The organism is Flavobacterium sp. HJSW_4 (assembly GCF_042436695.1).
Classification (GTDB): Bacteria; Bacteroidota; Bacteroidia; order Flavobacteriales; family Flavobacteriaceae; genus Flavobacterium.
Genome location: NZ_JBHNPP010000101.1, coordinates 1 through 261, shown reverse-complemented (window position 1 = coordinate 261; position 261 = coordinate 1). Strand labels below are relative to the sequence as shown.

The 261-nt window shown below is 50.6% G+C and carries 1 rRNA gene; it reads right to left on the bottom strand.

What is annotated here, in order from left to right:
* Positions 1-261: ribosomal RNA gene (locus tag ACE01P_RS24485) — 23S ribosomal RNA — on the bottom strand; the annotation flags it as partial.

The following is a 261-nucleotide window of genomic DNA, read 5'->3' as shown; positions in this document are numbered from 1 at the left end:
TTCTTTCACTCTCGGACTTGGACCTTAGCACCCAAGCCCTCACTGCTGGGAAACATTATATAGCATTCGGAGTTTGTCAGGAATTGGTAGGCGGTGAAGCCCCCGCATCCAATCAGTAGCTCTACCTCTATATAACTATCGCCAGCGCTGCACCTAAATGCATTTCGGGGAGTACGAGCTATTTCCGAGTTTGATTGGCCTTTCACCCCTACCCACAGGTCATCCGAAGACTTTTCAACGTCAACCGGTTCGGTCCTCCAC